The sequence below is a fragment of the Amycolatopsis sp. NPDC114478 genome, from assembly GCF_055633805.1.
The window spans coordinates 202,771-225,766 of the sequence record NZ_JBVKDO010000011.1 but is presented as its reverse complement, the minus strand read 5'-3'; the positions used below and the strand labels follow the sequence as shown (position 1 = coordinate 225,766).

Below are 22,996 nucleotides of genomic sequence, written 5' to 3'. Positions count from 1 at the left end.
TCGGTGCCCGACAGAAGCCATTTTTTGGTAACCGTTGGGAGCGCCGTTGACCGGCCCGCTGAGCACGTTGATCCTCGCCGCGGGTGAGGGCACCCGCATGCGATCCGCGACCCCGAAGGTGCTGCACCCGATCGCCGGGCGGCCCCTCGTGGAGCACGCCGTCCGGGCCGCCGCCGGCCTGGGTCCCGAGCACCTCGTGGTCGTCACCGGCCACGGCCGCGAAGCGGTCGGAGAGCACCTCGCGCGGGTCGGGGAAGCCCTCGGGCGCGCGGTCGGCACCGCCGTGCAGGAAGAGCAGAAGGGCACCGGCCACGCCGTGTCCTGCGCGCTGGCGACCCTGCCCGCCGACCTCACCGGCACGGTGATCGTCAGCTACGGCGACGTCCCGCTGCTCGACACCGCGACCCTGCGCGCCCTGCTCGACGAGCACACCGAGGCGAAGAACGCGATCACCGTGCTCACCGCCGTCGTCGCCGACCCGAGCGGCTACGGCCGCATCGTGCGCGACGGCACCGGCAACGTCACCGGGATCGTCGAGCACAAGGACGCCACCCCGGAGCAGGCGGAGATCACCGAGATCAACTCGGGCGTCTACGCCTTCGACGCCGCTGTCCTGCGCGACGGCCTTTCGCGCCTCTCGACCGACAACGCGCAGGGCGAGCTCTACCTCACCGACGTCCTGGGCATCGCGAACGGCGACGGCCTGCACGTCGGCGCGCTCGTCGTCGACGACCCGTGGCTGACCGAGGGCGTCAACGACCGCGTCCAGCTGTCGGTGCTCGGCGCCGAGCTCAACCGCCGGATCGTGCAGCGCTGGCAGCGCGAGGGCGTCACGGTCGTCGACCCGGCCACGACCTGGATCGACGCCGGCGTGACGCTGTCGCGCGACGTCGTCATCGAGCCCGGCGTGCAGCTCAAGGGCACGACGTCGGTCGGCGAAGGCACGACGGTCGGGCCGGACAGCACCCTGACGAACATGACCATCGGCGCCCGCGCCTCCGTGGTGCGCGTGCACGGCTCCGACTCGGAGCTGGGCGACGGCGTCAACGTCGGCCCGTTCACCTACCTGCGGCCGGGCACGAAGCTGGGCGAAAAGGGCAAGCTCGGCGCGTTCGTCGAGACGAAGTCCGCCGACATCGGCGCCGGCACGAAGGTGCCGCACCTGACCTACGTCGGCGACGCCACGATCGGCGAGCACAGCAACATCGGCTGCTCCAGCGTGTTCGTGAACTACGACGGGGTGAACAAGCACCGGACCGTTATCGGGTCGTATGTCCGGATGGGCGCGGACAACACGTTCGTCGCTCCGGTGCAGGTCGGTGACGGCGCTTACAGTGGAGCGGGTGCCGTGATCCGCGAGGACGTCCCGCCGGGCACACTCGCGGTGTCGGCGCCGCCGCAGCGCAACATCGAAGGCTGGGCGATCCGGCGCAGGCCGGGTACGCCCGCGGCGGAAGCGGCCCAGGCCGCGCTCGACGCCGAGTCAGCAGCAGGAACCGACGGGGAGTCGCCAGCATGAGTCCGAAGTCAGGTACGCCGAAGAAGAACTTGATGCTCTTCTCCGGACGGGCGCACCAGGAGCTCGCCGAAGAGGTCGCCAAGCACCTCAACGTGACGATCACCCCGCAGACGGCGCACACGTTCGCCAACGGCGAGCTGTTCGTCCGCTTCGAGGAGTCCGTGCGCGGCACCGACGCCTTCGTCATCCAGGCGCACACCACGCCCATCAACGAGTACGTGATGGAGCAGCTGATCATGGTGGACGCGCTCAAGCGGGCGAGCGCGAAGCGGATCACCGTGGTGATGCCGTTCTACCCGTACGCGCGCCAGGACAAGAAGCACAAGGGCCGCGAGCCGATCTCGGCGCGGCTGATCGCGGACCTGTTCAAGACCGCGGGCGCCGACCGGATCATGACCGTCGACCTGCACACCGCGCAGATCCAGGGCTTCTTCGACGGCCCGGTCGACCACCTGATGGCGCAGACCGTGCTGGCCGACCACATCAAGAAGACCTACGGCGACGCCGACATCACCGTCGTCTCGCCGGACTCGGGCCGCGTGCGGCTGGCCGAGAAGTGGGCGCAGACGCTGGGCGACCGGCCGATCGCGTTCATCCACAAGACGCGCGACCCGGACAAGCCGAACCAGGCCGTCGCCAACCGCGTGGTCGGCAAGGTCGAGGGCAAGCTCTGCGTGCTGATCGACGACATGATCGACACCGGCGGCACGATCGTGAAGGCCACCGAGGCCCTGATCGACGAGGGCGCGGCCGACGTCGTCATCGCGACGACCCACGGCATCCTGTCCGACCCGGCGACCGAGCGGCTTTCGCAGTGCAAGGCGCGCGAGGTCATCGTGACGAACTCGCTGCCGATCCCGGAGGAGAAGCGCTTCGAGGGGCTGACGGTCCTGTCGATCGCGCCGATGCTGGCGGAGGCGATCCAGCAGGTCTTCGAGGACGGCTCGGTGACTTCGCTCTTCGACGGCCAGGCCTGACAACCCGTCCGCCGGGCGCGAACTCCGCGCCCGGCGGCGGTTCCCGGCGCTAGCGTCGCCGGCATGGGGAACTTCAAGTTCGGCGTCAGCTTCCGCGAGATCGGCAGCCGGGACGCCTGGATCGCCAAGTGCCGGCGGGCCGAGGAACTCGGCTACGACGTCATCACCGTGCCAGACCACCTCGGCACCGGCCGCTTCGCGCCGTTCCCGGTGCTGGCCATGGCGGCCGCCGTCACCGAACGGCCGCGGCTGGGCACCCTCGTGTCCAATGTGCCCTTCTACAACCTCGCGCTCTTCGCACGCGAAGCGTCCTCGACGGCCGCGTTGCTCGACGGCCGCCTCGACCTCGGCCTCGGCGCCGGGCACATGAAAGCCGAGTTCGACGCCGCCGGGCTGCCGTGGCACCAGGCGTCCGAACGCATCGCCTACCTCGAAGAGAGCCTCGGCTACCTGCGGAAACACTTCGAGGACGAAGGCCTCGACCACCCGCGGCTGCTCATCGCGGGCAACAGCGACGGCGTCCTGGAGCTGGCCGCCGAGCACGCGGACGTCGTCGGGTTCGCCGGGCTCCGGCAGCAGCCCGGGAAGCCGCCGGGCACCTTCAAGCTCGACAACGCCGAGGCGATGGACGAACGGGTGCGGTTCTTCCGGTCCAAGACCGGCCGCAAGGTCGAGTACAACATGCTGGTCCAGCACGTCGAGGTCACCGACGACCGAGACCGAGCTGCCGCGGCGTGGCACGAGCTGACCGAGCGGAGCGCCGTCGCCGACGCCCGGGAGCTCCTCGACGCGCCCCAGCTCCTGCTGGGCACGGTCGAGGAGATCGCCGGGCAGCTCGAACAGCGCCGCGAGCGCTACGGCTTCTCGTACATCACGGTCTTCGAGCCGAACCTCGAGACCTTCGCCCCCGTGATCCGCGAACTTCAGTAAGCGACGGTGAAGCGCGCGCGGCGGTGCTTCGGCTGCTCGATCTCGTCGACGTACGCGATCGCGAAGTCGTCGCCGCCGATGTGCGACTTGCCGTTCTCGTCGGTCACCAGGACGTCGCCGCCGAGGCGGAACTCGCCCTTGCGCTCGCCGGGGGTCCAGGCGCCGAACTCGGCGGCGGGGCTGACGTAGAACCAGTCGAGGTCCTCGGGCTGCTCGCGCAGCAGGCCGAGCACCTCGGCGTGGCTGCCGGCCTCGTCCTTGTACTCGTCCGGGAACTCCGGCGTGTCGAACAGCCGCGGGCCGCCCTCGGCGACCAGCAGGCTCGCCGCGCCGCCCACGAACGACAGCCGGACGCCGTTCTCGCGCGCGATCCGGGCCAGCGACGGCACGGCGTCGATCAGCTTCTTGCCGTCGATCGCACGTGCCGGGGTGGCGACCACGAACACGTCGGCGTCCTTCGCCAGGCCCGCCACGAACTCCTCGTCGTGCAGCGAACCCTGCCGCTCGTCGACGCCTTCGGGCGCCGAACCCGGGTTGCGCGCGACGCCGACCACCTCGTGCCCGCGGCGCACCGCCTCGGCGCCGATCTTGCCCCCGGCGTACCCGGTCCCCCCGAAAACCACCAGCTTGGCCATGTCATTTCTCCGTTCGGTTCGGCTGTACGCAGCCGATGGTAAGAACGGAAGATCGCCTACTTCAACGGGAGCAACGCACCCCCGGGTAGGTGTCCAGCTCAGCCGCCCAGGCCGGCGAACTCCGCCGCGACCTGCTGCTTCACGGCGTTGACGTCGAGGGCCGCGCGGACCTCCGCGGTCGCGTTCGGCTTGGACAGGACCTGGTAGCTCGCCGTGCGGTTCGGCAGCTTGAACTTGACCGTGCAGGACATCTTGACCGTCGCGTACGGCTCGGCGTCGGCCGCCGCCGTGCAGGTCTGCGCACCGAGCGAGTCGGCGCTCACCTCGACCGCGAGGTTGATGTGCACGACGCTCTTGCCGCCCCCGGACGGCGAGCCGACCACGCTGTTGGAGACGTCGACGGTCGTCGTGCAGGAGCCGACGAAGTCCTTGCAGTCGAGGTTGTCGTTCGTGACGACGGCGCTGGCCTGGACCAGGCCTTCGAACGGCTGGCCCAGCCCGCCGACGGTGTTGTCGAGGTCGGTGTGGAACGCCTTGAGCGCGTCGCCGGCGAGCGGGTCGACGCGGAACTCGGCGCCGAACTTCGGCCCGGCCTGCGGGTCGAGCAGCGCCGGGGCGAAGCTGACGACCCGGTTCGGCTTGGCCGTAGTGACGCGCAGGACGCTGGGCGCGGCACCGAGCTGGTAGACCTCGGTGCCGTCCGGGAGCTTCACCTTGACCGGGTCGCTCAGCCGGTCGAGGCCGGCCAGCGTCTTGCGCAGGCCGTCGGCCAGCGCTCGCGGCGCGAACCGCGCGGCCGGGTCGAGGGGCAGCTCGGACCCGAGCGAACGCACCCAGCTCGTGCCGAACTGCGTGCCCTCGTCGATGGCGTGCGCCTTCCAGTAGTCGGCGTCGGCCTGCAGGTAGAACTGGCCCGCGGCGGCGGTCACCTGGACGACGCGGCCCTCCAGCGGCAGCCCGCCGAGGGCGCTGCCGCCGCGGGTGACCCGGAACTGCTGGTCGGCGCCGTTGACCGCCGACTTCAGAGCGAGCGCGGGTGCCTGCCCCAGCGCGGTGAGGGCGGCTTCGACCGCGGTGCGCTGCTCGGCGCGCCGGTCGGCCGTCTGCTGCCCGGCGGCGGAGACACCGGCGGTGCCGGGGACCGCCACCTGGCAGCCGGCCAGCAGTCCGCCCAGCAGCAGCACCGCCGCCGCCGTCGTGGCCCGTCGAGCCCGCATCTTCCGCCCCCTGCTCTCCCGCTGTACCCGAGGACACCTCGGCCGGTGAAGTCCCGCCACCGGATTTGTGTCGTCACGCACCGGGGTTCAGGAGGGTTCTAGCCTGGGCCGGGCCCCCGCCGCAACCCACCGTGATGAGGTTGGTTTACACTCTTGAGGTTGTCTCGGCGAGGCGGGGCCCTTCTGGGGTGCCCGGCGTGATCGACGCGGCGGCTCGAGTAGCCCCGGCTGTCGTGCACGCCTGAAACTCGCCGCCGCAACCGCCTGAACAGAACAACGCAAGCATCCCCGCCGCAGCATGCTGTCTCCCGCACCATGTTCGTGATTTGAAGGAGTGCCACACCGTGTCCGAGGTACGTCTGTCCGTCGAGCCGCGCACCGAGTTCGGCAAGGGCGCCGCGCGTCGCACGCGTCGCGCCGGCAAGATCCCCGCCGTCCTGTACGGCCACGGCTCGGACCCGCGGCACTTCGCGCTGCCGGCCATCGAGTTCGCCCGCGTCGTCCGGGAGAACGGCTCCAACGCCGTCATCACCCTCGCCATCGAGGGCTCCGACGAGCTCGCGCTGACGAAGACGATCGTCGTGCACCCGCTGAAGAACTACATCGAGCACGTCGACCTGCTGGTCGTGAAGCGCGGCGAGAAGATCGTCGTCGACGTCCCGGTCGTCGTCTCCGGCACCCCCGGCCCCGGCGGCCTGGTCAACCAGGACGTCGACACCCTGCAGGTCGAGGTCGAGGCGCTGCACATCCCGGAGCAGTTCGAGGTCTCCATCGAGGGCCTCGAGATCGGCAGCCAGGTCCTGGCCGGCCAGGTCGAGCTGCCCCAGGGCGCCACCCTGGTCACCGACCCGGAGGCGCTGGTCGTCGCCGTCAACGAGCCGCAGCGTGAAGAGGCCGACGACGAAGACGCCGCCACCGAAGCGGGCGACGAGTCGGCCGAAGCCGCCGAATAATATTTCCGCATGACCGAAGACCTGCCTGGGGCCGGCGAGCTGATCCTGCTCGCCGGCCTCGGCAATCCCGGACCCCAGTACGCCGGAAACCGGCACAACGTCGGTTTCATGGTGCTGGACGAGCTCGCCACCCGCATCGGGGGCAAGTTCAAGACGCACAAGAGCGGCGGCGAGGTGCTCGAAGGGCGCCTGGGTGGCCGCCGCGTGGTGCTGGTGAAGCCGCGGTCGTACATGAACCTCTCCGGCGGCCCGGTGGTCGGCGCGGCGCGGTTCTACAAGGTGCCGCCGACCGGGATCGTCGTGGTGCACGACGAGCTGGACGTCGACTTCGGCGCATTGAAGCTGAAGTTCGGCGGCGGCGACAACGGCCACAACGGCCTCCGCTCGATCACGAAGTCGCTCGGCACCCGCGACTACTACCGGGTCCGGTTCGGCATCGGCCGCCCGCCCGGCCGCCAGGACCCGGCCGACTTCGTCCTGAAGGACTTCTCGACGGTCGAGCGCAAGGAGCTCCCGTTCGAGGTGGACCGCTGCGCGGACGCGACCGAGGCGCTGGTCGGCACCGGTCTCGCGGCCGCGCAGAACGCCTTCCATGCGGGCTGACATCGGTGGCAAGGTGATCCCATGACCCCTGACGAAGTCCGGGCGATCGCGTTCGGCAAACCCCGCTTCGGCCGGCGCGGCTACAACGAGGACGAGGTCGACGCGTTCCTCGACCTGATCGCCGAGGCGCTGTCCGGCCGCAACATCCTGACGGCCGACGACATCCACTACGTCGAGTTCACGATCATGCCGGTCGGCATGCGCAGCTACGACCAGGCTCAGGTCGACCTGTTCCTGGACGAGGCGGAGGCGGCGCTCATCAAGCTGCGCAACCCGCGTCCGGCGGTCGAGGAGGCGCGCCCGCAGGGTCCGCGGAAGTGGTTCGGCCGCTCGTGACGGTGTGAGTCCGGCCACACAGCGCTGCGTAACCCCGGCTCACTCACAGGCGGACGGCGACCGCCCGTCGGGGTGAGCTTCGGGGTCCGACCCTTCCGGGGGAGCGCGTCCGCGGGTTAGGACGGTGTACGGCAGTTCGCACCGCCCAACCCCGGAATCGGAGAGTTGCATGTCGTTCACCGCCGAAGACCTCGCCGAGGTCACCTTCGGTAACGCCCCGATCGGCCGTCGTGGCTACGCCAAGCACGAGGTCGACGAGTTCGTCCGGCGCATCGCCAAGACGTTCGCCGAGGAGGACGACCTGACCGCCGCCGAAGTGCACCACGTGGTGTTCGCGAAGCCGCTGATCGGCAAGCGCGGCTACGACGAACGCGAGGTCGACGAGTTCCTCGACACCGTGGAAGACCAGCTCGCGGCGCGCACGGGCCACGCCCCGGACCTCCCCGGCGCCCGCACGTCCGACGAAGCCACGGCCGAGCGCGCCACCCCGCCGACGTTGCGCGCGGAACGCCTCCAGCAGCGCTGACCACGCCGGCGGCGGGTCGTCACGGCCCGCCGCCGGGAGTGCGTCAGGCGTCAGCGTTCTTCTTGATCTTGTCGGCGAACTGCTGGGCCGTCGCCGCGCGCTTGACCTTGCCCGACGGCGTCTTGGGCAGGCTCCCCGCCGGCAGCACGACCACCGCGTACGGCCGCATGTCGACGGCGTCGCGCACCCGCGCCGAGACCTGCTTCATCAGGTGCTTCTCGGCTTCGGCGTCCCCCGCCAGCTTCGACTCGACGACCACCGCGAACCGCTCGCGGCGGCTCCCCGCGTCCAGCCGCACGGCCACCGCGTTGCCCGCCCGGACGCCCTCGACCGACGTCGCCGCGCGCTCGATGTCCGTCGGGTACAGGTTGCGGCCGCCCATGATGATGACGTCCTTGCGGCGGCCGCAGATGACGATCTGGCCGTCGACCAGGTAGCCGAGGTCGCCGGTGTTCAGCCAGCCCGCGTCGTCCTGCGTGGCGACCGGGCCCTCCATGGTCAGGTACCCGGGCGTCACGGCCTCGCCGCGCAGCCGGATCTCGCCGACCTGGCGGTCACCGACCCGCTCGCCCGCCTCGTTGACGATCTCCGCTTCCAGGCCGTCCAGCGGACGTCCGAGGAGCGCGAACGAGCGGACGCTGTCGGTGCCGCGCCGGGCGTCCCCTTCGGGCACGGGCACCGCGCGGTTGTCGGCTTCCAGCGCGTCGGCTTCGACGACGTCGAGCGTGAGCCCGGTGAACAGCGGCGCGAACGACACCGCGAGCGTCGCCTCCGCCATGCCGTAGGCCGGGAAAACGCATTCCGCGGGCATCTTGAACCGCGCGCCGGCGTCCACAAAGGTCTGGACGGCGGTCTCGTCGATGGGCTCGGCGCCGTTCAGGGCGATGCGCAGCTTCGAGAGGTCGTAGGCGCTGTCGTCGTCGACGCGGGCCATCCGGCGCCCGACGATGGCGTAGGCGAAGTTCGGCGCGGCCGTCGTCGTGCCGCCGTACTTGGTGATCAGCTCCGGCCAGATCAACGGCCCCGAGAGGAACTCGACGGGCGTGATCTTGACGAGCTCGACGCCGAAGGTCATCGGGACGGTCAGGAAGCCGACCATGCCCATGTCGTGGAAGGTCGGCAGCCAGGAGACCATGACGTCGACGTCGAAGTCGAACTCCGCGCGGTCGACCATGGCCTTGACGTTGGAGTACAGGTTCCCGTAGGTGATCCGCACGGCCTTGGGGTCGGCGGTCGATCCGCTGGTCAGCTGCAGGAGCGCGGTCTCGCTCTCATCGGTGACGACGACGTCCTGCAGCGGCTCGGCCTTCGTGAGGTCCGTGATGAGCTTGAACCCGATGCCCTTTTCTTCGAGCACGGGAGCGAGCTGGTCGAACGGCTCGCCGAGCAGCACGAGGTCCGAGCCGATCATCCCGAGCACGCGCACGGTGTCCTCGGCCCACTCGGCGAGATCGGTGCGCGGGGTGGGCTGGTGCAGCATGGTGACGCTGCCCCCGGCCAGCCAGACGGCCTGCACGGTGGGCGCGATCAACACGGGCGCGGCGGCGAGCACGCCGACCGCGGTGCCCCGCTCGAACCCGCCGGCGACGAGCCCCCCGGCGATCCGCCGGGCTTCCTGGTGCACTTCGGCCCAGGTCCGCCGGACGGGTTCCTTGGGCTCCCCGGTGACCATGCCACGCTGCTGACCCCGCCCCGCCGCGGTGGCGACGAGCGTGTCCACGAACCTGCTCATGGGGCAGAGATTACTGTCTCGGTGTCAACATCCGCCGAGCGACGCGGAAACAGGGCCCGTGAGCCACCGGTCGACTTGGCGCTGCCCCCGCAGCCGGACGACGACGAGGTCCGGGTGGCGGTTCTCGTCGATCACCTTCCGGACTCGCGCCCGCAGGATCGGGTGGTACCGCCAGGCGACCCGGACGATGTGCTCCCGGTCGGTGAAGAAGGTGCGCAGAGGGCCTTCGACATTGCCCCCGGCGATCTCCGAACCGCGCCCCGCGCGGCGCTTGAACGTGCGGGTGATGACCCGGGCCATCGTCAGCGCCCGTGGGTGGTCGAGCCACACCAGCACGTCGAGGCGGGCGGTCATCCGCTCGCGGACCGGTTCGCCCTGCCATTCGATGGCCCAGACGTCGCCGGCCAGGTAGTCGAGGACATCGGCCTGCCAGGTCTCCCGCACGGTCCACCCCGGCCCGTGGAAGAAGGACTCGAACTCGACGTACGGCACCCCGAGGCGCTCGCAGAGCGTCCGCGAGAGGGTCGACTTGCCCGAGCCCGCCGGGCCCGCCACCGCGATCCGCCGCAGCCGGGGCACCTCCAGGGCGTCGCGGGGCCCGATCACCCTGGTCACTCCAGCAGCTCGGACGTCTCCAGCCAGCGGCCTTCGACGTCCTCGATCTCGCCCTGGACGCCCTTCAGCTCCGCGTTCAGCTCCATCAGCTTCGCCGGATCCGTCGCCGCCTCCAGCAGCGCCGCGTGGAGCTTCTCCTCCTTCGCGTGCAGCTGGTCCAGCTTGCGCTCCAGCCGGCCCAGCTCCTTCTGCGCCGCGCGCAGATCCGCCGCCGACTTCTTCGCCTCGGCCTTCTCCGCGGACGGCGCCGGGCCCGCGGCCGGCTGAGCGGCCGCGCGGCGGTTCAGGTACTCCTCGATCCCGCCCGGCAAGTGGGTGATCCGGCCGTCGCCGAACAGGGCGACGATCGTGTCGCACACGCGCTCCACCAGGTAGCGGTCGTGCGAGACCACGACCATCGTGCCCGGCCAGCCGTCGAGGAGGTCCTCCAGCTGCTGCAGCGTGTCGATGTCCAGGTCGTTCGTCGGCTCGTCCAGCAGCAGGACGTTCGGCTCGGCCATCAGCAGCCGGCACAGCTGCAGCCGGCGGCGCTCGCCGCCGGACAGGTCGCCGACCGGGGTCCACTGGCGGGCCTGCGGGAAGCCGAGCTTCTCGCCCAGCTGCGACGCCGTCATCTCCTGCTTGCCGAACACCACCCGCCCGGCCACCTGCTCGATCGCCTGCAGCACGCGCAGGTCGCCGGGCAGGTCGTCGAGCTCTTGGCGCAGGTGCGCGAGCGCCACCGTCTTGCCCTCGATCCGGCGGCCGGTCGACCCCTCGACGTCGCCGCCGAGCAGCTTCAGCAGCGACGTCTTGCCCGAGCCGTTCACCCCGACCAGGCCGATCCGGTCGCCTGGGCCGATCCGCCAGGTGACGTGGTCGAGCAGCGTCCGCTCGCCCACCTGGTACGTCGTGTCTTCCAGCTCCAGCACGGTCTTGCCGAGGCGCCGCTTCGCGAACGCCTGCAGCTCGACGGAGTCGCGCGGCGGCGGGACGTCGGCGATCAGCGCTTCGGCCGCTTCGATGCGGTAGCGCGGCTTCGACGAGCGCGCCTGCGGGCCGCGGCGCAGCCACGCCAGCTCCTTGCGGGCCAGGTTCTGCCGCTTCTCCTCGGCCGTCGCGGCCAGCCGCGCCCGCTCGGCGCGCGCGAAGATCCAGTCGGCGTAACCGCCTTCGTACTGCTCGACGCGGCCGTTCGCGACCTCCCACGTCAGCGTCGCGACCGTGTCGAGGAACCACCGGTCGTGCGTGACGACCACGACGGCGATCCGGCGCGCGAGCAGGTGGTCGGCGAGCCAGCGGACACCTTCGACGTCCAGGTGGTTGGTCGGCTCGTCCAGCACGACCAGGTCGAGCTCGCCGGTCAGCGCGGCGGCCAGGGAAACCCGGCGCCGCTCGCCGCCGGAGAGGTTCGCGGTCGGCGTGTCCAGCCCGATCGCGGTGATCCCGAGTCCGTCCACAATGGACCGCACGCGGGCGTCGGCCGCCCACTCGTGCTCGGCGCCGTAGCGTTCCAGGACGACGTCGCCGACCGTGCTGTCCGCCGGCAGCTCGGTCCGCTGGGTGACGACGGCCATCCGCAGGCCGCCGACATGGCTCACCCGCCCGGAATCCGGCTCGGCGAGTCCGGAAAGGACTTCCAGCAGGGTGGTCTTGCCGCCACCGTTGAGGCCGACGACGCCGATGCGCTGCCCGGCCGCGACACCCAGCGACACGCCGTCCAGGAGCGGGCGAACCCCGTAGGACTTGCTCACCGCCTCCAGGTTGACCAGGTTGGCCATCCGCTCAGCCGTTCCTTTCCGAGAAGTAGAAATCCACAGTGGACGATCAGGCGTGCACGCGCGGCGGCGTCGGCCGGTTCGCGTCGTCGCCGCCGACGACGCGGGCGCCGGGCACCGGGCCGTGCGCCACCCGGACCGTGCGGCACACCCCCGCGCCCGACAGCTCGGCGGCGACCTCGACCGCCGACTGCGCGTCTTCGCAGAGGAACGCGCACGTCGGGCCGGACCCGGAGACCGTGCCGGCGAGCGCACCCGCGTTGACGCCGGCGCGCAGCGTGCGGCGCAGGCCCGGCCGCAGCGAGACCGCGGCCGCCTGCAAGTCGTTGCCCAGCAGCAGCGCCAGCTGGCGCGGGTCGCCGGAGGCCAGCGCCTCGACGACCGGGGTGTGCGAGCCGATCCGCGGCGGGTTGCCGTCCGTGCGCAGCCGGTCGAGCTCGCCGAACACCCTCGGCGTCGAGAGGCCGCGCTCGTCGAAGGCCAGCACCCAGTGGAAGGTGTGCCGCGACAGCACCGGGACGAGCCGCTCGCCGCGCCCGGTGCCCAGCGCGGTGCCGCCGTAGAGCGCGAACGGGACGTCACTGCCCAGGCCGGCGGCGATCTCCGCGAGCTCGTCGCGCGTGACGTCGAGGTTCCACAGGCTCGCCAGCCCGACGAGCGTCGCCGCCGCGTCCGCGCTGCCACCCGCCATGCCGCCCGCGACCGGGATGCCCTTGCGCAGCACCACCCGGACCTTCGGGTCGCCGGTGCGCCCGACGTGCGCGGACAGCGCTTCGACCGCGCGCCACGCCAGGTTTTCGGGGCCGGTCGGGACCGTGCCCTCGCCCTCGCCGTAGATCTCCAGCCCCGGCTCTTCGGTGACGGCGACGGTCACCTCGTCGGTCAGCGACAGGGCCTGGAACACGGTCACCAGCTCGTGGTAACCGTCTTCGCGCAGGTCGTCGACCGCCAGGTGCAGGTTGACCTTGGCCGGGACCCGGACGGTGACTGGGGGCGGAACTACGGCGAGCACCCGACCAGCCTACGTGCCCGCGAAAACGCCCCGATGCGACGTGCGCATCGGGGCGTCTTCGAACTCGAGGTCAGGCCGCGACGCCCTGGGGGCCGCGAGCGGTGTGCGTCACGTGGCCGCCGCGCTCGGCGACCCACGCCAGGGCCGCGTCGGCGCGCTCGCCGCGGACGCCCAGGCGGAAGCGGCCGACCGGGGTGTCGCCGATCCGGGTCAGGCCGCCGCCGATGGTGGCGAACTCGACGTCGAACCGGCCCGCGGCCTCGGGCAGCAGCGCGCCGACCGACGCGAAGCCGACCAGCACGACGTCGACCGAGCGGTCGTAGCGCGCCGACTGCGCGCGGGTGGTCTCGATGGCGGGCAGCAGCGCCTGCGCGGTGCGGCTGGCCGGGTTCGAGATCAGGTCGAGCACGGTGCCGCGCTCGATGACCGTGCCGTCTTCGAGCACCGCGACGTCGTCGCAGACCCGGCGGACCACGCCGGCGTCCGGCGTCGTGATGACGACGGTGGTGCCGAGCTCGGAGCGGGCGCGGTCGAGCACGGTGAGCACCGAGCCGGCCTCCTCCGGGTCGATGCCGGCGGTCGGGTCGTCGGCCAGGAGCACGGCCGGCGCGGCCGCGAGGGCCTTGGCGACCGCGACGCGGCGGAGCTGACCCTCCGACAGCTCGCCCGGACGCTGCGTCGCGCGCTGCGTCAGGCCGACCAGGTCGAGCAGCGAGCCGACCCGGCTGCGGCGCTGCGGGCCGTCGACGCCGAGCTGCTCGAGCGGGGAAGCGATGTTGCCGGCGATGGTGCGCTCGGCGATCAGCTCCGGCTTGGTCGAGACGACACCGAGCTGACGGCGGATCTCGCGCAGGCGGCGGCCGTCGAGGGTGCCGGTGTTGAGGCCGTCGAGCCGCACGACGCCGCGGTCGGGCCGCTCCTGCAGCGCGATGCAACGGGCCAGGACGGACTTGCCGGACCCGGCCGGGCCGACCACGCCGAACAGCGAGCCGGCCTGGACGTCGACGCTCACGTCCCGCAGGGCGACGACCGAGTTTCCGTTGGTGGCAAAGGTTTTGGACAGGTTTTCGACGGTGATCACGAAGGCTCCAGAAAACGGGGTGCGCGCGGTGCGCGGCACCCGGCCGCAAGCAAAGTCCGTCCTGTGTGGACGGTGCGTGAAGAAGAGGTGGACCGGCTACGACAAGCTCAGTGGGAGCGTCGACATGCGGTCACGGAGCGGCGGCCTTCGTCGACTACGCGACGCCTGGTCAGGAGCAGGGGGCGAGCTACCCTCTTCATCGGAAACGGCCTCCATCGGTCCTGGCGGTAGCACCTGCCCTGCGGAGGGTGGTTGCTGCGACTTCGGCGAGCCAGGTCTCTCAGTCGCTCGGGATGGACGCTTCCGAGTAAAGCCGATCCCGAGGAGCGAAAGCAAGCCTGTTGGCCCAGATCACACGAGTGGAGGTGTCCGAATCGCGGGATCGCACGGCAAGAGGCGTATTTTCACCCGGCCGCGTTGACTTCCACTGTGGACCTGCTAACGGACCGCGGCGAGGCGGGCGAAGTCCTGCACGGCCAGCTGCTCACCGCGGGTCTTCGGGTCGATCCCGGCGGCCGCGAGCAGCTCGCCGGCCCGCTCGGCGGAGCCCGCCCAGCCGGCGAGCGCGGCGCGGAGGGTCTTCCTGCGTTGTGAGAAGGCGGCGTCGACGAGGCCGAAGAGCCGATCGCGGTCGTCCGACGCCGGAGCGTCACCGCGTTCGAAGGCGACGAGCGCCGAGTCGACGTTCGGCACCGGCCAGAACACCGACCGCGGCACGGCGGCGACCTTGCGCGCCGGGCCGTACCAGGCGAGCTTGACGCTGGGGACGCCGTAGATCCGGCTGCCGGGGCCGGCGGCCATCCGGTCGGCGACCTCGGTCTGCACCATGACCAGGCCCTTGGCGAGCGACGGCACCTCGGCGAGCAGGTGCAGCACGACCGGGACGGCGACGTTGTAGGGCAGGTTGGCGACGAGCGCGGTCGGCTCGCCCAGCTCCGCGCGGGTGACGCGCAAGGCGTCGGCCCCGACGACGGTCAGCCGGTCCGCGGCCTCGGGCCCCCGCTCGGCAACGGTCTTGGGCAGCCGCTCGGCGAGCTTGGGATCGATCTCGACGGCGACGACCCGCGCGCCGGTGGCGAGCAGGCCGAGGGTCAGCGAACCGAGCCCGGGCCCGACCTCGAGGACGACGTCGTCCTGGCCGACGCCCGCGAGCTCGACGATCCGGCGGACGGTGTTGGGATCGTGCACGAAATTCTGCCCGAGCTTCTTGGTCGGCCGCACGTCGAGTTCGGCCGCCAGCCCGCGGATTTCGGCCGGTCCCAGCAGTTCAACCACCGGACGAGCTTACCGACCGCGCTCGGGCAGCACCGCGAGGGCGGCGGTGGCCAGCTCACGCACGCGCCGCCAGTCGGGTTCGGTCACGAGGGCTTCGACTTCCCAGAGGTGCGCGTTGGCTTCGCCGCTCATGCGGGCGAGGAGGCGGTCCAGCTCGGCGAGGATCGGCGCGGCGTCACCGTGCCACGAGGCGAGGTCCTCGTAGAAGTCGTCGAACTCGGTCGCCAGCTCATCGGCGAGGCCGAGGCCGTTCTCGCGCAGCCACGCCCGCTGTTCCTCGGCGGGACGCGTCAGCCGGGTCAGCGCCTCGTGGAAGTGCGCGAGCTTGCGCCGCTGGTAGTCCTCCACGAACCCAGTGTGCCCGGCACGCGAAACGGCCCCCGTCCACGAGGGACGAGGGCCGTTTCGAAGCGGAACTCAGGCCTTCTTGCCGCAGACCGGCCAGGCGCTGTAGCTGCCGCCGCGGGCGTCGCGGACCTTCTCGGCGATCGCGATCTGCTGCTCACGCGAAGCCTGGCTCGGCAGCGCCGCGTACTGGTCGCCGCCGTAGGCGTTCCAGGTCTGCTTGTCGAACTGGAGGCCGCCGTAGTAGCCGTTGCCGGTGTTGATGGCCCAGTTGCCGCCCGACTCGCACTGCGCGATGCGGTCCCACGCGGAGCCGTCGCCGATCGCCGGCGCCGGGGCCTCCTTGGTGCCGACGTGGATGATCTTCGGCTTCGGCTGGGTGATGACCTGCTCGGAGACGCTCTCGCGGGAGACCTCTTTGCCGTTCTTCTGCGTGACCTTGTAGGTCACCATCTTCTCGCCCGGCGTGCCCGGGTCCTCGACCGAGGTCTTGCCCTTGGCGAGGTCCGGGTCGTCGACCTTCTGCTCGGGCGGGTCGATGGACTCCTTCTGGACGACCGTCGAGACGCCGGTGCGGCTGATGTGCACCTCGGCGCCGTCGGTCAGCTTGACGTCCAGACCACCCTCGGCCTGGTCCTCCGGGCCCAGGGTCAGCTTGTACTCGCCCAGGAACTCCTTCGTCGTGACCGCGGTCGTCTTCACCTGCTTCGGCGCGTTGGCGCCGTCGTACAGGGTGATGTTCTTCAGGGTCTTGATCTCGACGGTGGCGCCCTGGAGGGGCAGCTCGCCGTCCTTCGACATCGACATCCACGTGCCGGGCTTGTCCAGACCGGTCATGCCGAGCTGGCCCAGCGCGTCGCCGAGGTGCGTCGCGCGGACCCAGGAGGTGTGCTCCGAGCCGTCGACGATCATCTTCAGCTGGCGGCCGCGCTCGAGCTTGATGACGCCGCCGTCGCCGACCTCCGCCTGCGGGGACGGGGAGAGCGAGTCGTGCGCGCCCACGGACAGGCCCGCGTCCTGCAGCACCTCGCCGACGGTGTCGCCGAACGAGTGCACGGTGGTCTGCTGGCCGTCGACGTCGACGGTGACGCTCTTGTTCATCGCCAGCGCGGCCGCGCCGCCGCCGGCGATGCTGATCATGACGCTGAGGACGGCGCCCTTGAGGAAGCGGCGCTTCCAGACCTTGGTGGTCTCGCGCAGCCCCTCGTCCAGCATGGCCCGCTTGGCCTGCGGGGACGCGGTCCGGTCCGCCTCGATCTCGTCCGGGATGACGATCGGGGGCAGGTACGTCGTCTCGGCGTTGATGAGGCGGATCAGCTCGTCGACGTCGACGTCGATCTCGGCCATCATCGCGTCGGCGTCGGGGCCGAGCGCGGCGAGGATGTCCTGCTGCGTGATGTTCGGGTCGTCGGAGAAGTCGAGCTGGCCATACGCGGTGTCCTCGAAATAACTGCGTTCGAGGACGGCGGAGCGCGCTCCAGCCTGTCTGCTACCTGTCACCGGGGATCGTTCCCTTTCACGAGACGACGGTCGGGGGCGACGTCTCTACGACTGGGCGTGACGATCGGAAGCTGCTGAGCACAGGCCCGACCGGCACGATCACGGGACAGTAACGGGTCGCGGCGGGTTGCGCAAACACCCCCCGGAGTGTCGTGATCCCCGTCACTCCATCAGGTGGACGATCAAGGAACCCTGATGTCGCAATGCGTTCAACCCGTTGTGACACTGGGGAGTCGGTAGACCCGCTCGGCGGTGGTCCGGACCGATTCGGCGACTTCGTGGACAGCTTCGCCCCTGAGCGCCGCGAGGTGACGGACGGTGTAGGCGGCGCCGAACGGCTCGTTCGGCCGTCCACGGAACGGGTGGGGGGTCAGAAACGGCGCGTCGGTTTCGACGAGGTACTGGTCCGGCGGGCAGAGCCGGGCCGCCTCGTGGAGCCCCTTCGCGTTCTTGAACGTCACCGTGCCCGCGAAGGAAAGGACGTACCCCGCGTCGAGGCACTTGCGGGCCATTTCCGCGTCCCCGGAAAAACAATGGAAGATTACGGCGTTCGGCGCATTCTCTTCGGCCAGGATGCGCAACACGTCGTCGTGGGCCTCGCGGTCGTGGATCATCAGCGGCTTGTCCAGCCGCTTGGCGAGGTCGATGTGCCAGCGGAACGCCTCCTGCTGGGCGTCGTGCGGCGAGTAGTCCCAGTAGTAGTCGAGGCCGGTCTCGCCGACGGCGACCACGCGGTCCTGGGCGGCCAGGCGCTCCACTTCGGACTTCTCGGCCTCGCCGAACTCCTTGGTCCGCGTCGGGTGGATCGCGACGGCGGCCCAGACCCGGCGGTCCCAGGTGGCCGCCTCGGCGGCCCAGCGGGCCGAGGCGAGGTCGTCCGCCACCGTGACGACGCGGGCGACGCCGGCGCGCTCGGCGCGGTCGACCACGGCCTTGACATCGGCCGCGGTGACCGCGCCGCACGCGTCGAGATGGGTGTGCGCGTCCACCACCGACACCGGGAGCCGGTCCGGGACCGGCGGCAGCTCGCGCTTCTCTTCACCCATGCGTACTTCTTACTCCTTGATGATCGGCGCCCACTCCGGACCGGTCTCGCCGAGCGCCGGGTCGAGCTTGGTGAACAGCGGCGACGGCTTCTGCAGGGGCTTGCCGACCTCGATCGGCTTCGACTCCCACTTCGCCTGCTCGCCCGCGTAGTCGCCGGTGAGGATCGGGTTGACCCGGCCGGCGATGTCGAGGTCGTCGACCTCCTTGAGCTCCGGCTGGGCGGCCCAGACGCCGGTGCCGCCGAGGGCCTCGTGCACCTTCTGCGCCGAGTGCGGCAGGAACGGCGTCAGCAGCGTGTTGGCGTCGCTCACCACCTGCAGCGCGGTGTGCAGCACCGTGTCGCGCCGCGTCGGGTCGTCCTTGAGCTTCCACGGCTCCTGGTCGGAGATGTACTTGTTCGCCGCGGTGACGACCTTCATCGCCTCGCTCGCCGCCAGCTTGAACCGGGACCGGGCCAGGTGCGCGCCCGCGGTGTCGAACGCCTTGCGGGACAACGCCTTCAGCTCTTCGTCGGCCGCCGTCGGGGCCTCCGGGCGCGGGATGGCGCCGACGTTCTTGTGCGCCATCGAGATGGACCGGTTGACCAGGTTGCCCCACTCGTTGGCCAGCTCGAAGTTGGTCCGGCGGACGAACTCGTCCCAGGTGAAGTCGGTGTCCTGGGTCTCCGGGCCGGCGACCGAGATGAAGTACCGCAGCGTGTCCGGGCCGAAGTCGCGCAGGAAGTCCTCGACGTAGATCACGCGCCCGCGCGAGGTCGAGAACTTCGAGCCGCTCATCGTGAGGAACTCGCTGGAGACGATCTCGTCGGGCAGGTGCAGCTTGCCGTACTTGCCCGGCTCGCCGCCCTTGTCGCCCTCGCCGTTGTGGCCGAACAGCAGCGCCGGCCAGATCTGGGCGTGGAAGGTGATGTTGTCCTTGCCCATGAAGTAGTACGACCGCGCGTCGGCGTTGTTCCACCACTCCTGCCACGCGTCCGGGTTGCCGGACCGCCGCGCCCACTCGACGCTGGCCGAGAAGTACCCGATCACCGCGTCGAACCAGACGTAGAACCGCTTCAGCGGCTGGTCTCGCCAGCCGTCGAGGGGGATCTTGACGCCCCAGTCGAGGTCGCGGGTGATCGGCCGCGGCCGCATGTCGTCGATCAGGTTCTTGGTGAAGTTGAGGACGTTCGGGCGCCAGTCGGTCTTGGTCGACAGCCAGTCGCCGAGGGTCTTGGTGAACGCCGGCAGGTCGAGGAAGTAGTGCTCGGTCTCGACGAACTTCGGCGTCTCGCCGTTGATCCGCGACTTCGGGTTGATCAGCTCCGCGGCGTCGAGCTGGTTGCCGCAGTTGTCGCACTGGTCGCCGCGCGCGCCGTCGTACCCGCAGATCGGGCAGGTTCCCTCGACGTAGCGGTCGGGCAGCGTGCGGCCGGTGGACGGGCTGATCGCGCCGCGCGTGGTCTTCGGCACGACGTAGCCGTTGCGGTGCAGCGCCAGGAAGATCTGCTGCGTCACCTCGGCGTGGTTGCCGGTCGTGGTCCGGGTGAACAGGTCGTAGGACAGGCCGAGGCCCTGCAGGTCGTTGCCGATCTGGCGGGTGTACTTGTCCGCCGTCGCCTGCGGGGTCGAGTTCTCCTTGTCGGCCTGGACGGTGATCGGGGTGCCGTGTTCGTCGGTGCCGGACACCATGAGCACCCGGTTGCCGGCCATTCGCTGGTAGCGGGAGAAGACGTCGGACGGGACGCCGAATCCGGACACGTGGCCGATGTGGCGGGGGCCGTTGGCGTAGGGCCAGGCCACCGCGGTCAACACAGGGGTGCTCATACCTTATTAGCCTACGGAGGGCGTCACGCGCTTTGTCGAGAGGGAGGCCCGGTTGTCGGCGACACGGTTGCTCGTGCTCGGGGTGGTGCGCATGTACGGCCGCGCGCACGGCTACCAGGTGCGGCGCGAGCTGCTCAGCTGGTCGGCGGACAAGTGGGCCAACGTCCAGCCGGGGTCGATCTACCACGCGCTGAAGAAGATGACCGCCGAGGAACTGCTGGAGCAGGTCGACGTCGAGCCCGGCGACGGCGGCCCCGACCGCACGGCCTACCGGCTCACCGACGTCGGCGAGCAGGAGTACCAGGTGCTGCTGTCGAAGGCGCTGTCCGATCCTTCGCTGAACCACCCGGACCTTTCGGCGGGGATTTCGCTGATGACGACGTTGCCGCGGGCCCGGGTGATCAACCTGCTCCGGCACCGGCTCGTGCACCTGGAGGCCGAGCAGCGGCAAGCGCAGCTGATGCTCGAAGAGATCAAGGCGAGCATGGAGCTGGGCACACCCGAGCACGTCAGCGAGCTGTACCGGCTGTGGGGCGGGATCACCGACGCGAGCCTGACCTGGCTCGAAGGCCTGGTCGCCCGGCTCGAAGCGGGCGAGTACGTGATGGCCGGCGAGTAATCAAGTTTGACTAGCACGCTCTCCCCGGGGCACAGTGTGCACTCAATTAGTCAAATTTGATTAGGAGATCCCATGATCACGGCACGCGGTCTCGAGCGGCGCTTCCGCCGCAAGGGCCGCTCTGGGGGCGAAGTCCACGCGGTGAAGGGCGTCGACCTCGACGTCGAAGCGGGTGAGCTCGTCGGGTTCCTCGGGCCGAACGGCGCCGGGAAGACGACCACGCTGCGCATGCTCACCACACTGTTGAAGCCATCCGCGGGCACCGCGACCGTCGGCGGCCGCGACCTGCTTTCCGACCCGCTCGGCGTGCGCGAGCGCATCGGCTACGTCGCCCAGGGCGGCGGCAGCTCACCCGAAACCAAGGTCGCCGACGAGCTCGAACTGCAGGGCCGGCTCTACCGGATGAGCAAGGCCGACGCGATCGCGCGCGGCGCCGAGCTCGCCGAGCAGCTCGACCTGACCGGGCTGGACCAGCGGCTGACCCGGACGTTGTCGGGCGGCCAGCGGCGGCGGCTCGACATCGCGCTCGGGCTGATCCACTCGCCGGGGCTCGTCTTCCTCGACGAGCCGTCGACCGGGCTCGACCCGCAGAGCCGCGCCAACCTGTGGGACCACATCCGCCGGCTGCGCGCCGAGCAGGGCGTCACGGTCTTCCTCACGACCCACTACCTCGACGAAGCCGACGCGCTGTCGGATCGGCTGATCGTCATCGACGACGGCCGGATCGTCGCCGAGGGCACGCCGGACGCGCTCAAGGCCCGGGTCAACGGCGACCGCGTCGAAGTCGGCGTCGACTCGGAGCAGGGCGCCGACGCCGCCGAAATCGCCGGACGGCTCTCAGGCGCGCACGAGCTGTCGGCGGACGGCGGGATCGTCCGGTTCCGGGTGCCGCGCGGCGACGTCGCCCTGCCCGAGCTCCTGCGCGCGCTCGACGCGAAGTCCATCCCGATGCTGTCGGTCCAGGTGCACCGGCCCACGCTCGACGACGTTTTCCTGACCCTGACCGGGCGCTCGCTGCGCGAAGCGGAGGAGGGCACCCGTGCTGCGTGACACCTGGCTGATCTTCCGCCGCGACATGAAGGCGGCGCTGCGCAACCCGACCTGGGTCATGATCGGGATCATGCAGCCGCTGCTGTACCTGTTCCTGTTCGGGCCGCTGATGGTCAAGGCGATGCAGGCCCAGGGCCTGTCCGAAGTGGACGGCTGGATGCTGCTCACCCCGGCGCTGATCGCCCAGCTGGCGCTGTTCGGCAGCTCGTTCGTCGGGTTCGGGCTGCTGGCCGACTACCGCTCCGGCGTCGTCGAGCGGTTCCGGGTGACGCCGGTCAGCCGCGGCGCGCTGCTGCTGGGGAAGGTGCTGGCCAACGCGCTGCAGGCCGTCGTCCAGGCCCTGCTGATCATCGCGCTGGCGTACCTGGCGTTCGACCTCGACGCGCCGGTCGGCGGGGTGCTGCTGAGCCTGGTGATCGTGTTCCTGCTGGCGGTGTCGCTGGCGTCGTGCTCCTACGCGCTGGCGCTGACGTTGAAGAGCGAGGAGACGTTCCCCGCGCTGCTCAACGCCGTGCTCATCCCGCTCCTGCTGCTTTCCGGGATCCTGCTGCCGATCACGGCCGGCGTCGCGCCGAAGTGGCTGTACACGGTTTCCCAGATCAACCCCTTCCGCCACGTCGTGGACGTCGAGCGGAACACCTTCAAGGGCGACTTCACGATGGACGCGTTGTTCACCGGCAGCGTCGTGGTGCTGGTGATGGCCGTGGTGTCCGTGTGGTGGGGTACCCGGACGTTCCAACGAGACAGCGCCTGATCAAAACAGCCTGATCAACCAAGCGTGGGTCACTGCGGGTCCGCCTCCGGCGACGTATGGTGTGCTCTCCACCGACGTGCCGGGGGCGGAATGTGACGGAACCGGAGAGCGAACGCGGGATCTCGCTGTCCCACCGGGAGCGGGTGACCGACTGGCACGCCGTCCGCGGGGCGGAGACCCGGTTCGTGTCGGTGACGATCAGCGAGAACGTCAACTGGACCAACTCCGCGGCCGAGCGCAACCTGGCCGGCGCGCAGGAGGCGGGCCTGCACGTCGGCGGCCGGCACTACGCCCGCCCCGGTGCGGCGCACGACCAGGCCGACCACTTCGTCCGGACGGCCAGCCGGCTCGGCGCGTTCGCGCCCGGGTCACTGGCGCCGGCCCTGGAGGTGGCCGCGCCGAGCGTGGACGACCGGTTCATCAAGTCGTGGATCAAGCACGTCCGGCACGCGGCGCGCATCGAGCGGGTGCTCGTCTACGCCGACCACGACTGCTGGGCGCACCGGCTGCACCCGGACCGCTGGGCCGACAGCGAGGTCGTGCTGTGGCTGGTCCGGCACAACGGCATCCCCGGCCGGCCGGGCTGGTTCCACTCGCGGCTCGGCGTGCACCAGCACGCGTACGGCCCGGACGTGCGGGGCGTCGACGCTCCGGTGGAGCAGAACGCCGTCGTGTACCCGTTCACATTGGGCGACTTGCTGCTCTGAC

The 22,996-nt window shown here is 70.7% G+C and carries 23 protein-coding genes and 1 riboswitch; of the genes, 11 read left to right on the top strand and 12 right to left on the bottom strand.

Annotated elements, in window-relative coordinates; all coding sequences use genetic code 11:
• Positions 1–46 precede the first annotated feature (46 nt).
• The 3 genes from glmU to ACZ7OH_RS28915 all read left to right on the top strand — a co-directional run bounded on the left by glmU (position 47) and on the right by ACZ7OH_RS28915 (position 3,426).
• A complete protein-coding gene (glmU, locus tag ACZ7OH_RS28925; protein ID WP_470283686.1) occupies positions 47–1,519 on the top strand; it encodes a bifunctional UDP-N-acetylglucosamine diphosphorylase/glucosamine-1-phosphate N-acetyltransferase GlmU in 1,473 nt (490 codons plus the stop codon).
• Positions 1,516–2,496: a ribose-phosphate diphosphokinase gene (locus ACZ7OH_RS28920; protein WP_470283685.1), complete on the top strand. Its 981-nt coding sequence runs from the start codon at positions 1,516–1,518 to the stop codon at positions 2,494–2,496. Before glmU ends, ACZ7OH_RS28920 begins: the two co-directional genes overlap by 4 nt.
• Positions 2,497–2,559: 63 nt before the next feature.
• Positions 2,560–3,426 carry a TIGR03621 family F420-dependent LLM class oxidoreductase gene (locus tag ACZ7OH_RS28915; RefSeq protein WP_470283684.1) on the top strand — a complete coding sequence of 289 codons (867 nt, stop codon included), beginning with the start codon at positions 2,560–2,562 and terminating at the stop codon, positions 3,424–3,426.
• Here ACZ7OH_RS28915 and ACZ7OH_RS28910 read toward each other — a convergent pair.
• Both ACZ7OH_RS28910 and ACZ7OH_RS28905 read right to left on the bottom strand, forming a co-directional pair.
• Positions 3,420–4,061 carry an NAD(P)-dependent oxidoreductase gene (locus ACZ7OH_RS28910; RefSeq protein WP_400895044.1) on the bottom strand — a complete coding sequence of 214 codons (642 nt, stop codon included), beginning with the start codon at positions 4,059–4,061 and terminating at the stop codon, positions 3,420–3,422. The genes ACZ7OH_RS28915 and ACZ7OH_RS28910 overlap by 7 nt on opposite strands.
• A 98-nt stretch (positions 4,062–4,159) precedes the next feature.
• A complete protein-coding gene (locus tag ACZ7OH_RS28905) occupies positions 4,160–5,278 on the bottom strand; it encodes a hypothetical protein (RefSeq protein WP_470283683.1) in 1,119 nt (372 codons plus the stop codon).
• 344 nt (positions 5,279–5,622) lie between these two features.
• On the opposite strand from ACZ7OH_RS28905, the gene ACZ7OH_RS28900 reads away from it, so the two are divergent.
• From ACZ7OH_RS28900 to ACZ7OH_RS28885, 4 genes are all read left to right on the top strand, one after another.
• Positions 5,623–6,231: a 50S ribosomal protein L25/general stress protein Ctc gene (locus ACZ7OH_RS28900; protein ID WP_400895049.1), complete on the top strand. Its 609-nt coding sequence runs from the start codon at positions 5,623–5,625 to the stop codon at positions 6,229–6,231.
• Positions 6,232–6,240: 9 nt separating this feature from the next.
• Positions 6,241–6,834 carry an aminoacyl-tRNA hydrolase gene (pth, locus tag ACZ7OH_RS28895; protein WP_400895052.1) on the top strand — a complete coding sequence of 198 codons (594 nt, stop codon included), beginning with the start codon at positions 6,241–6,243 and terminating at the stop codon, positions 6,832–6,834.
• A gap of 21 nt (positions 6,835–6,855) precedes the next feature.
• Positions 6,856–7,170, top strand: a complete 315-nt coding sequence (locus tag ACZ7OH_RS28890) for a DivIVA domain-containing protein (RefSeq protein WP_470283682.1) — start codon at positions 6,856–6,858, stop codon at positions 7,168–7,170.
• Positions 7,171–7,339: 169 nt separating this feature from the next.
• The gene (locus ACZ7OH_RS28885) at positions 7,340–7,696 is read left to right on the top strand and encodes a DivIVA domain-containing protein (protein ID WP_400895057.1); all 357 of its coding nucleotides are present in this window, start codon (positions 7,340–7,342) and stop codon (positions 7,694–7,696) included.
• Positions 7,697–7,739: 43 nt separating this feature from the next.
• Here the strand turns inward: ACZ7OH_RS28885 and ACZ7OH_RS28880 are convergent, their stop codons facing one another.
• The 10 genes from ACZ7OH_RS28880 to metG form a co-directional block, all read right to left on the bottom strand.
• A complete protein-coding gene (locus ACZ7OH_RS28880) occupies positions 7,740–9,428 on the bottom strand; it encodes a fatty acyl-AMP ligase (protein WP_470283681.1) in 1,689 nt (562 codons plus the stop codon).
• A gap of 24 nt (positions 9,429–9,452) precedes the next feature.
• Positions 9,453–10,034 (bottom strand): P-loop NTPase family protein, encoded by a 582-nt coding sequence (locus tag ACZ7OH_RS28875; protein WP_470283781.1) that lies wholly within the window; start codon positions 10,032–10,034, stop codon positions 9,453–9,455.
• A 5-nt stretch (positions 10,035–10,039) separates the two neighbouring features.
• Positions 10,040–11,803 (bottom strand): ABC-F family ATP-binding cassette domain-containing protein, encoded by a 1,764-nt coding sequence (locus tag ACZ7OH_RS28870; protein WP_470283680.1) that lies wholly within the window; start codon positions 11,801–11,803, stop codon positions 10,040–10,042.
• 46 nt (positions 11,804–11,849) lie between these two features.
• Positions 11,850–12,812: a 4-(cytidine 5'-diphospho)-2-C-methyl-D-erythritol kinase gene (locus ACZ7OH_RS28865; RefSeq protein WP_470283679.1), complete on the bottom strand. Its 963-nt coding sequence runs from the start codon at positions 12,810–12,812 to the stop codon at positions 11,850–11,852.
• Between the two features lie 70 nt (positions 12,813–12,882).
• Positions 12,883–13,893, bottom strand: a complete 1,011-nt coding sequence (locus ACZ7OH_RS28860; RefSeq protein ID WP_400895065.1) for a methionine ABC transporter ATP-binding protein — start codon at positions 13,891–13,893, stop codon at positions 12,883–12,885.
• 209 nt (positions 13,894–14,102) lie between these two features.
• A riboswitch (SAM riboswitch) is annotated at positions 14,103–14,193 on the bottom strand.
• A 138-nt stretch (positions 14,194–14,331) separates the two neighbouring features.
• Positions 14,332–15,168, bottom strand: coding sequence for a 16S rRNA (adenine(1518)-N(6)/adenine(1519)-N(6))-dimethyltransferase RsmA (gene rsmA / locus ACZ7OH_RS28855; protein ID WP_470283678.1), 837 nt, complete (start codon positions 15,166–15,168; stop codon positions 14,332–14,334).
• A 9-nt stretch (positions 15,169–15,177) separates the two neighbouring features.
• Entirely contained in the window at positions 15,178–15,516 is a 339-nt protein-coding gene (locus ACZ7OH_RS28850; protein WP_470283677.1) for a hypothetical protein, read from the bottom strand.
• Between the two features lie 69 nt (positions 15,517–15,585).
• Complete coding sequence (locus tag ACZ7OH_RS28845; RefSeq protein ID WP_470283676.1) at positions 15,586–17,013, bottom strand: transglycosylase family protein; 1,428 nt, start codon at positions 17,011–17,013, stop codon at positions 15,586–15,588.
• A gap of 209 nt (positions 17,014–17,222) precedes the next feature.
• On the bottom strand, positions 17,223–18,059 hold the full coding sequence (locus ACZ7OH_RS28840; RefSeq protein ID WP_470283675.1) for a TatD family hydrolase: 837 nt from the start codon (positions 18,057–18,059) through the stop codon (positions 17,223–17,225).
• Between the two features lie 9 nt (positions 18,060–18,068).
• Entirely contained in the window at positions 18,069–19,865 is a 1,797-nt protein-coding gene (gene metG, locus ACZ7OH_RS28835; protein ID WP_470283674.1) for a methionine--tRNA ligase, read from the bottom strand.
• A 52-nt stretch (positions 19,866–19,917) separates the two neighbouring features.
• Between metG and ACZ7OH_RS28830 the strand changes: the two genes are divergently transcribed.
• The 4 genes from ACZ7OH_RS28830 to ACZ7OH_RS28815 all read left to right on the top strand — a co-directional run bounded on the left by ACZ7OH_RS28830 (position 19,918) and on the right by ACZ7OH_RS28815 (position 22,995).
• Entirely contained in the window at positions 19,918–20,484 is a 567-nt protein-coding gene (locus ACZ7OH_RS28830; protein WP_470283673.1) for a PadR family transcriptional regulator, read from the top strand.
• Between the two features lie 72 nt (positions 20,485–20,556).
• Positions 20,557–21,534 (top strand): ATP-binding cassette domain-containing protein, encoded by a 978-nt coding sequence (locus tag ACZ7OH_RS28825; RefSeq protein WP_470283672.1) that lies wholly within the window; start codon positions 20,557–20,559, stop codon positions 21,532–21,534.
• The gene (locus tag ACZ7OH_RS28820) at positions 21,524–22,288 is read left to right on the top strand and encodes an ABC transporter permease (protein WP_470283671.1); all 765 of its coding nucleotides are present in this window, start codon (positions 21,524–21,526) and stop codon (positions 22,286–22,288) included. The genes ACZ7OH_RS28825 and ACZ7OH_RS28820 overlap by 11 nt, the downstream gene beginning before the upstream one ends.
• 92 nt (positions 22,289–22,380) lie before the next feature.
• Positions 22,381–22,995, top strand: coding sequence for a glycoside hydrolase family 25 protein (locus ACZ7OH_RS28815; protein ID WP_470283670.1), 615 nt, complete (start codon positions 22,381–22,383; stop codon positions 22,993–22,995).
• Position 22,996 lies beyond the last annotated feature (1 nt).

What these genes read in the sequence shown, in the direction of transcription:
- ACZ7OH_RS28920 (WP_470283685.1), top strand. Translation starts at nt 1,516, where the DNA reads ATGAGTCCGAAGTCAGGTACGCCGAAGAAGAACTTGATGCTCTTCTCC.
- ACZ7OH_RS28915 (WP_470283684.1), top strand. Translation starts at nt 2,560, where the DNA reads ATGGGGAACTTCAAGTTCGGCGTCAGCTTCCGCGAGATCGGCAGCCGG.
- ACZ7OH_RS28910 (WP_400895044.1), bottom strand. Translation starts at nt 4,061, where the DNA reads ATGGCCAAGCTGGTGGTTTTCGGGGGGACCGGGTACGCCGGGGGCAAG.
- ACZ7OH_RS28905 (WP_470283683.1), bottom strand. Translation starts at nt 5,278, where the DNA reads ATGCGGGCTCGACGGGCCACGACGGCGGCGGCGGTGCTGCTGCTGGGC.
- pth (WP_400895052.1), top strand. Translation starts at nt 6,241, where the DNA reads ATGACCGAAGACCTGCCTGGGGCCGGCGAGCTGATCCTGCTCGCCGGC.
- ACZ7OH_RS28890 (WP_470283682.1), top strand. Translation starts at nt 6,856, where the DNA reads ATGACCCCTGACGAAGTCCGGGCGATCGCGTTCGGCAAACCCCGCTTC.
- ACZ7OH_RS28885 (WP_400895057.1), top strand. Translation starts at nt 7,340, where the DNA reads ATGTCGTTCACCGCCGAAGACCTCGCCGAGGTCACCTTCGGTAACGCC.
- ACZ7OH_RS28880 (WP_470283681.1), bottom strand. Translation starts at nt 9,428, where the DNA reads ATGAGCAGGTTCGTGGACACGCTCGTCGCCACCGCGGCGGGGCGGGGT.
- ACZ7OH_RS28870 (WP_470283680.1), bottom strand. Translation starts at nt 11,803, where the DNA reads ATGGCCAACCTGGTCAACCTGGAGGCGGTGAGCAAGTCCTACGGGGTT.
- ACZ7OH_RS28840 (WP_470283675.1), bottom strand. Translation starts at nt 18,059, where the DNA reads ATGGGTGAAGAGAAGCGCGAGCTGCCGCCGGTCCCGGACCGGCTCCCG.
- metG (WP_470283674.1), bottom strand. Translation starts at nt 19,865, where the DNA reads ATGAGCACCCCTGTGTTGACCGCGGTGGCCTGGCCCTACGCCAACGGC.
- ACZ7OH_RS28825 (WP_470283672.1), top strand. Translation starts at nt 20,557, where the DNA reads ATGATCACGGCACGCGGTCTCGAGCGGCGCTTCCGCCGCAAGGGCCGC.